We start from the raw sequence: 11,306 nt of genomic DNA, 5'->3' as shown, positions 1-11,306 counted from the left end.
GCGGACTGATGGGCAGAAAAAACGAAAAGAAGAGCCGGGATAAGCGAGGACAGGGAAGAGGTGAGAAACGACAGCACAGCAACGATACATACCAGGGAAAACTCGAGGTAACCCGGTCAGGCATGGGCTTCGTGGTGGTGGAAGGTCTTGACGTGGACATCCTCGTTCGCCCCAACGATTTCAATACCGCCTTGCATGGCGACCAGGTAAAGGTGGCTGCCTCGCCCGGCCGCGAAGGAAAGCGGATGCAGGGTGCGGTGGTGCAGGTGCTCGAACGCAAGCAGAATGAATTCATCGGCACCCTGCAGGTAAACCAGGCTAATAAAGGCTTCGGCTTCGTGGTGATCGACGGCGAGCGAAAAACGCCGGATATTTTCGTAAAAGAGGAGTCCATGAACGGCGCCGCTGATGGCGACCGCGTAGTGGCCCGCATCACCAACTGGGAAACGGGCGAAGGCCGGCGCCCCATAGGCGAAGTGGTAACGGTGCTTTCGCCCGAAGACCGCAACGACATTGCCATGAAAGAGATCCTGCTCGAGAACGGCTTCGGGATCGAGTTCTCCGACGAGGTGCTGGAAGAAACAGCCCGCATCCCCGACGTCATCGGCCAGGAAGAGATCGAACGACGCCGCGACTTCCGCAAGATCCTCACCTTTACCATCGACCCCGTGGATGCAAAGGACTTCGACGACGCGCTTTCGATCCGCGTGCTGAAGAACGGCAACTACGAGATCGGGGTGCACATCGCCGATGTAAGCCATTACGTGCTGCCCGACACCGCGCTCGACGACGAGGCGTACCGCAAAGCCACCTCCGTGTACCTGCCCGACCGCGTAAGTCCCATGCTGCCGGAGCATATCTCCAACGTGCTTTGCTCGCTGCGCCCGCATGAAGACAAGCTTACGTTTTCCGCTGTTTTTGAAATGACTCCCAAAGGCCAGGTAAAAAGCTACTGGCTGGGCAAGACGATCATTCACTCCGACCACCGCTTTACTTACGAAGAGGTGCAGGAAACCATCGAAAAACAGGAAGGCCTTTACCTCGACGAGGTGCTCCTTCTGAACAATATCGCCCAACGCCTGCGCAAGAAGCGCATCGACAACGGCGCCATCAATTTCTCCTCGCAGGAGGTGCGCTTCAAGCTCGATGAAAAGGGCAAGCCGATCGGGGTGGTGGTCAAAGAAAGCAAGGAAGCCCACCAGCTGATCGAAGAATTCATGCTGCTGGCCAACCGCTACGTGGCGGAGCACGTGTCGAAGATCGAGGTGAACAAAAAGCCGGTGCCTTTTGCCTACCGCGTGCACGACCTGCCCAGCGAGGAAAAGATGCTGCCCTTTATGGCATTCGCCCGGAAGTTCGGGCACAAGTTCGACATGAGCTCGCCGGACAAGATCGCCGAAAGCTTCAACGTCATGCTGGCCGACGCCCATGGCAAGCCCGAGCAGCACGTGCTCGAAACGCTTGGCATCCGCACGATGGCCAAAGCAATCTATACCACCGAAAATATCGGCCACTACGGCCTTGGCTTCGAAGATTACTGCCACTTCACGTCGCCGATCCGTCGCTACCCCGACGTCCTGGTGCACCGCGTGCTGCACAGCATCCTGGAGCAGCGCCCCGAGATCGATAAGAAGATGGACGAGAAGTGCAAGCACTGCTCGGAACGCGAGCGCGCGGCAATGGAGTCGGAGCGTGCGGCGAACAAATACAAGCAGGTGGAATACATGCTCGACTTCATCGGCGAAGAGTTTGACGGTGTCATTTCGGGCGTGTCGGCTTTTGGCTTCTGGGTGGAAACGGTGGACACGAAATGCGAGGGCATGGTCAGTGTTACCTCCCTGGTGGACTACGACGAATTCCGCCTTGTGCAGGAAGACTACAGCCTCGTTGGCAACCGGTCGGGTAAGAAATTCCGGATGGGCGACAAGGTGCGGATCCAGGTGGTTGCCGGATCGCTGGAAAAGCGTACGCTCGACTACGACTGGGTGATGACACCCGCTGAACTGGACGCGCAGGAAGAAGAAAAAGCCAACCGGAAAGGCGGCAGCACCAAAAGCGCCCGCCGCCGGAAGAAAAAGGGCGATGAGGACATCGACTTTTAAGTAACCAGAGGAGAGAAAGAACGCAGATCTTTTATGATTTGTCAGGATGAACGCAGATGTAGGTACCAACATCCGCGAAAATCATAACCAATCTGCGTATCCCGCTTGCGGGATCAGCGTTCTTTCTCTTTCCCGAACACCAAAACAACATGCAAACCTTTGAATCACTCGCGCAGCAATTCGCGGCGCACTTCAATAAAGATCATTTTCCGAAGGAGCCCGCTTCGCTTTACGAGCCCAACCGCTACTTCCTGCAGCTGGGCGGCAAGCGGGTGCGCCCGGTGGGCGTGCTGATGGGCAACGAGCTCTTTGACGAGATCGTGCCCGACGCCTGGAACGTGGCTACGGCGATCGAGCTGTTTCACAACTTCACCCTCATTCACGACGATATTATGGATGCCGCACCACTGCGGCGGGGGATGGCCACCGTGCACGAAAAGTGGGGTGCCAGCACAGCGCTGCTGGCCGGCGACGTGATGCTGGTGGCTGCCTACGAGTACCTCAATAAGGTTTCGGGCAAATATGTGTTTACGCTAAACAGCCTCTTCAACCGCACCGCCCGTGAGGTGTGTGAAGGGCAGCAGCTGGACATGGATTTCGAAAAGCGCAGCGATGTGTCGCAGGAGGAATACCTGCACATGATCAACCTCAAAACCTCGGTGCTGCTGGCCGCCTCGCTGAAGATGGGCGCCATCCTCGGCGGCGCCGGTGAGCGCAACCAGAACCTGCTGTACGAGTTCGGCCGAAAACTCGGACTCGCTTTCCAGGTGCAGGACGACTACCTCGATGCCTTTGGCGATCCCGGCAAGTTCGGAAAGCAGGTGGGCGGCGACATCAAGTCGAACAAAAAGACGTTCCTGCTCATTCATGCACTTGAAACCGCAAGCGCCGGCCAGAAACAGGAGCTCGAGGCGCTCCTGAAGGCCGATGAAAGCGATAAAGTAGAACGCGTGCTCTCGATCTTCCGCGCCACCGGCGTCGATGCCTGGGCACTGGAGCTGAAAGACCGCTACCTGCAGGAAGCCCTGGCGCACCTCGACGATGTGGCCGTTCTCTCCAAAAGAAAGGAGCCGCTGCGCGAACTGGCGCTGTACCTGATTCACCGCGATTCCTGACCTCACCCCGGCCGCTTGCCGGAAGGAGCGGGTGCCTCCGTTTCACATTCATACCGGTTTGATAATTTCTGCTGGCTAAACTACGAAAGCAAAGAGCGGGTGCCATAGGCATCCGCTCTTTGCTATTAGGATCAAACAAAGGAGTGTTGGCAAAGAATAGGGAACTACCCGGGAGTCACCCCCGGGGAGAGGGGCTGGTGGGAGGGCCAGCTTGATTGCGTTTACCCAAAGATCACCACCAGGCAGCTGGCGATAATGGCCAGGTCGACTAAAAGGCTCGTGAAGAAAACCGGGATGGTAACTTTCATCGGCTGCGCGGCCAGGTTGGCCACCAGCGCGGCGCCCATGGCCACGATAGCGGCCACCCAGAGGAAAATATTGTTGCCGCCGAGCACGATGGCGATCAGCGTGATGGGGGTCATCACGCAGCCGTGCGCCGCCAGGATGCCGGCAACCCAGCCGAAACGGTATTTTTCCTGGTCATCGGCCCAGTTGACGAAACGGGCAAGAAAGCTTTTTTCCGCCGGAACTTTCAGCGCTACCGAAGTGCGGATAAAGTTGCTATTTGTGTTGGTGATCGTTGCCATGATTGTTTTGTTTTGTTGACACAAAGTTGCCCCGGACAATACGGGTTCGGGCTGACACGGGGAACGAGGCCGGGTGACTTTCGTCAGTGCGCGCTCTGACTTTGACTCCGGCCCTGTTATCATCTTTGGCTTCCGCCTTTCAATATCCAGTCACCTCATCGGCACATTGTTGTATTTTCCCACCCTCAAATCCAAAAACGTAATGCCCAACCAGCTTTTTCGAAAGAAGCAAATACACGTGATACTGAGAGAGGCGCAGGAAGGCCTCAGTGATTCAGAAGGACATACCAGCGGATTACGCAAAGTGCTGGGCGTGCGCGACCTCACCGCAATGGGAATCGCGGCGGTGATTGGAGCCGGCATCTTTAGTTCGATCGGTAAGGCGTGCTACGACGGTGGCCCGGGCGTAATTTTCCTTTACATTTTCACCGCCATCGCCTGTGGCTTTGCGGCACTGTGCTATGCTGAATTCGCATCAACGGTTCCCGTCTCCGGTTCGGCCTATACCTATTCTTATGTTGCTTTTGGCGAGATCTTCGCCTGGATCATCGGCTGGGACCTACTGATGGAATACGCTATCGGCAATATTGCCGTAGCGATCTCGTGGAGCGACTATTTCACCGGACTGCTGGATAAGGCCGGCCTTGCGATACCGCGCTGGCTGACGATGGACTATACCACTGCGCACCATGGCTTCCTGGAGGCCGCGAAGGCCGCGGCCGGCGCAGCCATTGACCCGGCAGTTGCCGAACGGGCACAGGCCTGGACAACGGCACCCACACTCGGAAGCCTTCATATCATTTTCGACCTGCCGGCGCTGCTGATCGTTTCGCTGATCACGGCCGTGGTATTTATCGGCATCAAAGAATCACGCTCGGCCTCCAATATCATGGTGGGCATCAAGCTCGCCGTGATCTTCCTGGTGATCGTTCTGGGCGCTTATTACGCCCACCCGGAGAACTGGTCTCCCTTCACTCCGAATGGCATCTCGGGTGTTCTGAAGGGCGTGTCGGCGGTATTCTTTGCCTATATCGGGTTTGATGCCATCTCCACCACCGCGGAAGAATGCAAGGACCCCCAGCGCGACCTGCCGCGCGGTATGATCTACTCGCTGATCATCTGCACGGTCCTTTACGTGCTGCTGGCACTGGTACTTACCGGAATGGTGAATTATAAAATGCTGAATGTCGGCGACCCGCTGGCACTCATCTTCCAGGCACGCGGCATGCCCTGGATCTCGGGAATCGTAGCGGTATCGGCCATTATTGCAACCGCCTCGGTGCTGCTGGTATTCCAGCTGGGACAGCCGCGCATCTGGATGGCCATGAGCCGCGATGGCCTGCTGCCCAAAGTCTTCTCGCGACTGCACCCCAAGTACAAGACGCCTTCCTTCTCCACAATCGTAACGGGCCTGGCTGTGGCCATCCCGGCTATGTTTCTTAATCTCGACGTGGTGCTGGCGCTTACCAGCATCGGTACGCTTTTCGCCTTCGTGCTGGTGTGCGCAGGAGTACTGGTGCTGCGCAACCAGCCAAACAAGCCGCAATCGAAGTTCAAGGTGCCCTATATCAACAGCAAATACATCATACCGGTTGTATACCTCTTTGCCATCGGCATAACGGTCCGTTACGCCCCCGGGCATTTTGCCGGCACCCTGAGCGCCGAAGGATTCCCGATGGCTCTTTTCTGGATCGTGGCCACCATCGTGGCGGTACTTTCCTTCCTCCGTTCCTTCTCGTTGATCCCGGTACTCGGCCTTATCAGTTGCTTTTACCTGATGGCCCAGGAACACCACAGCAACTGGCTGCGTTTCCTGATCTGGCTGGCGATCGGACTGGTGGTATATTTTACCTATGGATACCGCAACAGCCGCCTCAACCAGCAAACCATCGCCGGGGCCGGGATGCCGCAGGGCTAACGGTTCAAGCAAATGTTCAGGTGGACAGCGACGAAACGAAGAAAAGTAGTTGCACTTCCTATTTAATCACAGGTTCCGGCTACCCGGAACCTGTGGCTTTTCCGGTCCTTAGCGAAACCCTTAGCCCCTTCTTTTCTTCGCGGTGAAAAACCCTTCTTTAACTTTGCTTCCTTATGAAATTCGAGATCGGTGACAAGATCGTGGTGAAGGCCACCAATGAGGAAGGCGAGGTGATCGACATCATGAACGAAAAGATGGTGATGATCCAGGTGCGGGGCGTGAAGTTCCCTGCCTACATCGACCAGCTGGACTTTCCCTATTTCAAGCGCTTTACCGAGAAAAAGCTGTTTGAGCCCAAGAAGGAGAAGACCTATATCGAGAACGTGCGCAAGGAAAAACCGGCCAAGGAACCGCGTCTACCGGATGGCATGTGGCTGGCCTTCCTGCCCAAGTTCGATGTGGATGAGTTCGGCGACGACGTGGTGGTTTCGCTCAAGATCTATGTGAACAACCACACAAACGACGACTTTCTCTTTACCTACCAGCAGCAGTTTTTCGGCCGTACCGATTTCGAGCTCAGCGGCGTGCTGCACGCGTTTGAAGATTTTTACCTCCACGATATCCCGTTCTCCGACCTCAGCGACTCGCCGGTTTTCAACTTCGAGTTTTCACTGAAGACTCCGCGCAAGGGGAAGGCGGAATATTACGAATACAACCTGCGCCTGAAGCCAAAACAGCTCTTCGACCGGATCGAAAAGCTGAAGGAGGAGGGGGGCGCTACCTTTACGTACAAGATCTTCGACGATTACCCGGATAAGCAGGAGGAAGCGCCGGTCGATTTCGGCTACCGCAGCTCACCGGGAGCGCCTATCTACGATGCGGCGGATGCGCGCCGCCACCTGCCGCCGGCCCGCACCGTGGTGGACCTGCACATCGAAAAGCTGATCGACGACCACAAAGGCATGAGCAATACCGCCATCCTCGGCATCCAGCTCAAAGAGTTCGAGAAATGGTACGATCTGGCGCTCGCGCACCGCCTGCCCAAGCTCACTGTTATCCACGGCATCGGCAAGGGCCGCCTCCGCGACGATATCCACGACATCCTCCGCCGCAAAAAAGAAGTGAAGTCCTTCGTCAATCAATACACGCCGGAGTTCGGCTTCGGCGCAACGGAGATCTTCTTCAACCACAAGTGATGGATGGGGAGAAAGAACGCTGATTCCGCGAGCCGAATACGCAGATTGGTTATGATTTACGCGGATGTTGGTACCGATATCTACGTTCCTCATAACAGATCATAAAAAATCTGCGTTCTTTCGCTCCGCGCCGCAGGCGCCGTATCTTTGCCCCACTGCAAGCCGCGCTATCGATCCCATACTTCCACGTTGGGGTAGGAAAGTCCGGACAGCACCGGGCGACGCATCCCGCTAACGGCGGGACATTCAGCCTCGCTCAGGCGAGGCGGGAGCGAGACAGTGCCACAGAAAATAGGAGCCTGCATCCTGGCGGAAACGCTAGGATTTGTTCCCGCAAGGGAAGGGTAATCGTGAAAACGTGGGGTAAGAGCCCACGGAGGGTCATCGGAAGGTGGCCTTCGGGTAAACCTTGCGTGCTGAAATGCCATGTATAGGAGCAATCTGAGGCGGCCCGTCTCATTCCGGCAACGGAGGTGCTCCAGGGTAGGCAGCTAGAGGCGTTCAGCAATGAGCGTCCCAGATAAATGATAGCGGTCCCGACGTTACAGTCGGGATACAGAATCCGGCTTACAGGCTTGCAGTAACCGCATTGGAAAGTCAAAATTCAAAACTCAGAAGCGCCACTTCGATTTTTTGAATTTTGACTTTTTACTTTTGGTGTAGCCATGCAAAAGAAAAAACTCATTGTACTCACGGGCGCCGGCATTTCTGCCGAGAGCGGTCTTAAGACCTTTCGTGATTCCGACGGGCTCTGGGAGGGATATGACCTGGAGGAAGTAGCCACGCCCCGTGCCTGGAAGAAGAATCCCGCCCTCGTACTGGAGTTCTACAATATGCGCCGCCGCAATGTGCTGGAGGCCGAACCCAACCGCGCACACTTCATCCTTGCGGAACTGGAGGAACACTTCGACGTACACATCATCACGCAAAACATCGACGACCTCCACGAACGCGCCGGGTCGTCGAACGTATTGCACCTCCATGGCGAGATCCTGAAGATGCGGAGCGAGTCCGACGAAGGACTCATATACGCGATCAGTAATGATATAGAATTGGGCGATACCGCCGAAGACGGCGCCCAGCTGCGGCCGCATATCGTGTGGTTTGAAGAGCCGGTGCCGATGATCCTCGAGGCAGCCAAAATCGTACGGACTGCCGATATCTTCCTGATCGTCGGTACCTCGCTGGTGGTATACCCTGCCGCCGGCCTCGTTGATTACGCACCCTGGAACAAGCCCAAATTCATCGTTGACCGGAAAGTGCCGCACAACAACCTCCCCGGACTTACCGCTATCGAAAAACCCGCGACCGAGGGAATGGAAGAACTACGCTCACTGCTGCTGGGGCAACAGTGAGCGAATATCGAATATCGAGCAAGGAATAACGAATAGCGAAAGGAATATTCCATATCCGATGTTCGAGACTTTAGGCCGGAGAGCACTTACTTGAATATTGAAAATTGACAATTGAATATTGATTATTCGACAAACAAAGGCCGCTGCGGCGCAGCGGCCTTTGCTATCCAAAATTTCGAAATTTCCTGATCGATATTCGATATTCACTTTTCGCCGCCATCCGGCCCGTAAAAGATCACCCAGGTGGCGAAGTCGTGCGAAAAATCAACGAAGCGGTGCTTCATTCCCGCGGGAACGAAAATGACATCGCCCTTCTGGAAGATGAGCGGCTCGCCGTCGCGCAGGAAGGTGCCGTGCCCTGAAGCAACAATATACAGTTCGTCCTGCTTGTGCGGCCCCTGCTGGTCTTCGTGCTGCGGGGCATACCATTCCACGGTCAGTGATCCATGCCGCATCAGTTCGGCGAAGGGTACGGACGAATTGTTGCGGAGCGCCTTTTTAGCTTCCTCGAGGGTGGCAAAATATTTCATGACAGCGACCGTATTTCTTCGGTAAAACGGATGCCCAGCGCATCGAGCTCGGCCAGCACCGGCTTGTAGAATGCCGGCGTAATGGGAATATGCAGCCCGCGCTCCTGCAGGCTGCCGTTGAGCACGAGGCGGGCGGCGATGCCAAGGGGCAGGCCTACCGTCTTGGCCATGGCCGTATGGTGATCGTTTTCACCTTCCAGCGAAAACGAGCTTTTTGCCAGGTAGCGGCGCCCGTCCATCTCGTAGCCGATCTCGTGGAGCATTACCACCAGGTCGCGGTCGCCGGGCTTCAGCGCGAGCTTCAGCTCCAGCGCCAGCTGCAGCACGTCGGCCGCGCTGCAGCGACCTTTGTTGATAAGGGTCGTTTTATCGTCAAGCCCCAGGTAGAACAGCTGGCTCAGGGTAAGCTTGGCATCGTGCATCTTCAGGGCCACCGTTTCGGCCGCCCGCGTTTTGAGGTCTTCGATGTCGACGTCCTGCAGCGAGCCCGACTCGTTGACCATCATGAAACCTTCCACTTTTTCATCGGCGGTCTCCGACACTTCTTCCTGCAGTTCCACCAGGTTCATCAGGTCTTCGAGGATCTTCTTGCTGGTTTCAAACTGGTCGCTCATCCGCTGCTGCAGCCAGCCGCTGAAGCCATGGCGCTCCAGGTGCTGGTGGTAGAAGTCGGAAAGCGTTTTTCCATCCGAATCAAAATCGGCGGTTTCGTCGGTGAGCTTCAGGTCGACGATATTTTTCCAACCATAAATGAAATCAGGATAACGTAGTGTGGTGCGAATAAATGTAGGGCAATCGTCAAGTCGATACAGCGGGATATAGGAAAGCGAGTCGCGGTTGGGATACCAGCAAAGCGGGTCGTAGCCCGGCACTTCCACGAAGCGCTTTTCCGCAAACAGCACCGGGTATTCCATGCGTCGGTCTTCGCCATCGAGGCGAAACACGGCCCCGGCCTTGCCGGCGAGCACTACGTTGCGCGGGTTCCAGGAGATCTTATAGCGCCAGGGATTGTTATCGCTTTCGGGGGCAACGAGGCCACCGCAGTGCGAATGAAAAGAGGTCACCTTTCCGCCGCCTTGGCGGATCTCGTCGAGCAGGCGCATCGCGCTCATATGGTCGATGCCGGGGTCGAGACCCATCTCGCAGAGGAACAGCAGGCCTTTTTCGCGCGCTGCCTCGGCCAGGCTGCGCATGTTATCATCTACGTAAGAAGCGGTGAGCAGGTGCTTGCCGAGGCGCAGACAATCCTGCGCCACCAGGAAATGCAGGGAAGGGGGGAGAAGGGAAATGACCAGGTCGCTGTCACTGATATGCTGCTCCCGCAGTGCCGGGTCGGAAACGTCGAAGGAAAGCGCCAGGCCGCCGAGGGCGTCGCCGATCTTTTCGCGCGCGAGTGCGGCGTTCGCATCCACCACGGTCAGCGTCCAGTTTTCGCTGAGCGCATGGCCAAGCAGGTAATCGATCAGCACGGTGGACGACTTCCCGGCGCCGAAGAGGAGGATCTTCTTCATGCACCAAAGAAAAGAAATCTCAGATGTCAGATTTCAGATCTGCGATCTTTTCTTCGCAGCCTTCATCTTTCACCTGAGATCAGCGATCCGGCATCTGAGATCTGAAACCTTAAACAGTAGTTTGCGCGGGCGCTGCCTCTTCCACGCCGAGCAGCTTGTAACGTACCTTCTGGCCGCGGCGCGAAGGCGGTACAACGAGGATCTTGCGGGTATGCGGCTTGAGGTCGTATACGCTGTAGTGCTCCTGCCGCAACGGGGTGCCATTGGTATTGAAGTATTCCACCTGGAGGTTGACCTTGCCGAGCAGGGCTTCGGAGCCGTTGGCCACAGTTACCTGCAGGTCATCGGTATCGCCGAAAATCCCCACGCGCACCTTGTTGGTAAAAATGGTGATTTGCTTCCGCAGGGAGCGGAGGCTAAGCTGCGACACGCGCTTATCGGTAGAGTCGGTAGTAACTGTTTCTTTCTGGATCGCGTTCTGGTAGTCGAGGCCGGCGGGCCGCTCATTGCTTTGCTCTTCGGGCAGGGGCTGGGCCGCCATGGTGGCGGGGGCCACCAGCTGCGGTTCGGGCTGCTCCATGATCTTTTCCACCACGGTAGCGCCGGAAATGAGACAGGCGAAAAGCCCGAGGATCCAGGCGGGGCTGCCCTTGCGCGGTACGGGGCGGAAGTGAAAGCGGCGCGGGCGCCGGATCTTTTCCCCGAAATGAGGCCCTTCGGGCAGTGCCTCTTCGGCTACGGGCGCGGGACGGCGAACGGGCAGCTCGGGCACCACGAAGGCGCGGGGCGCGGGCGTCGCCACGAAGGAGTTGAGCTCGGCAAGCTCACCCACCGGTTGCCAACGCTGGCTTTCGCCCTCGATCCAAACGAGGTCCGTAGGGCGCAGGGTGAGCCGCTCAAGCTCCCTTAGTACATAGGGGCCGGATTGCGCATTATCGCGGAGTAACAGGTATTGTTTCATGGTTAGCGTTGTTCGATCCAAGGGGTATAAT

9 protein-coding genes and 1 other RNA gene are annotated in these 11,306 nt (G+C 56.7%); 6 read left to right on the top strand and 4 right to left on the bottom strand.

Going from position 1 to position 11,306, the window contains the following annotated elements:
- The first annotated feature begins 8 nt into the window (after positions 1-8).
- The gene (gene rnr / locus EPD60_RS01030; protein WP_131445948.1) at positions 9-2,102 is read left to right on the top strand and encodes a ribonuclease R; all 2,094 of its coding nucleotides are present in this window, start codon (positions 9-11) and stop codon (positions 2,100-2,102) included.
- A 149-nt stretch (positions 2,103-2,251) separates the two neighbouring features.
- On the top strand, positions 2,252-3,217 hold the full coding sequence (locus tag EPD60_RS01025; RefSeq protein ID WP_131445945.1) for a polyprenyl synthetase family protein: 966 nt from the start codon (positions 2,252-2,254) through the stop codon (positions 3,215-3,217).
- Between the two features lie 221 nt (positions 3,218-3,438).
- On the opposite strand, the gene EPD60_RS01020 is transcribed toward EPD60_RS01025, so the two are convergent.
- Positions 3,439-3,804, bottom strand: coding sequence for a hypothetical protein (locus EPD60_RS01020; protein WP_131445941.1), 366 nt, complete (start codon positions 3,802-3,804; stop codon positions 3,439-3,441).
- 238 nt (positions 3,805-4,042) lie between these two features.
- Here EPD60_RS01020 and EPD60_RS01015 point away from each other — a divergent pair, with 238 nt between their 5' ends.
- The 4 genes from EPD60_RS01015 (at position 4,043) to EPD60_RS01000 (ending at position 8,273) form a co-directional block, all read left to right on the top strand.
- Positions 4,043-5,722: an amino acid permease gene (locus tag EPD60_RS01015; RefSeq protein ID WP_243647735.1), complete on the top strand. Its 1,680-nt coding sequence runs from the start codon at positions 4,043-4,045 to the stop codon at positions 5,720-5,722.
- A gap of 173 nt (positions 5,723-5,895) precedes the next feature.
- Positions 5,896-6,918, top strand: coding sequence for a Smr/MutS family protein (locus EPD60_RS01010; RefSeq protein WP_131445935.1), 1,023 nt, complete (start codon positions 5,896-5,898; stop codon positions 6,916-6,918).
- 154 nt (positions 6,919-7,072) lie between these two features.
- Positions 7,073-7,504, top strand: an RNA gene (rnpB, locus tag EPD60_RS01005) — RNase P RNA component class A.
- A 79-nt stretch (positions 7,505-7,583) separates the two neighbouring features.
- Positions 7,584-8,273, top strand: coding sequence for an SIR2 family NAD-dependent protein deacylase (locus EPD60_RS01000; RefSeq protein WP_131445932.1), 690 nt, complete (start codon positions 7,584-7,586; stop codon positions 8,271-8,273).
- A 203-nt stretch (positions 8,274-8,476) separates the two neighbouring features.
- Here the strand turns inward: EPD60_RS01000 and EPD60_RS00995 are convergent, their stop codons facing one another.
- From EPD60_RS00995 to EPD60_RS00985, 3 genes are all read right to left on the bottom strand, one after another.
- Entirely contained in the window at positions 8,477-8,803 is a 327-nt protein-coding gene (locus EPD60_RS00995; RefSeq protein WP_131445929.1) for a cupin domain-containing protein, read from the bottom strand.
- On the bottom strand, positions 8,800-10,314 hold the full coding sequence (locus EPD60_RS00990) for a saccharopine dehydrogenase C-terminal domain-containing protein (protein WP_131445926.1): 1,515 nt from the start codon (positions 10,312-10,314) through the stop codon (positions 8,800-8,802). Before EPD60_RS00990 ends, EPD60_RS00995 begins: the two co-directional genes overlap by 4 nt.
- A 109-nt stretch (positions 10,315-10,423) precedes the next feature.
- The gene (locus tag EPD60_RS00985; RefSeq protein WP_131445923.1) at positions 10,424-11,275 is read right to left on the bottom strand and encodes a DUF4339 domain-containing protein; all 852 of its coding nucleotides are present in this window, start codon (positions 11,273-11,275) and stop codon (positions 10,424-10,426) included.
- Between the last annotated feature and the right edge of the window lie 31 nt (positions 11,276-11,306).

Origin of the sequence: Flaviaestuariibacter flavus (assembly GCF_004337505.1) — a bacterium.
Taxonomy (GTDB): Bacteria; Bacteroidota; Bacteroidia; order Chitinophagales; family Chitinophagaceae; genus Flavisolibacter; species Flavisolibacter flavus.
The sequence above is the reverse complement of the archived record's forward strand: the minus strand, read 5'-3'. Positions and strand labels throughout refer to the sequence as shown.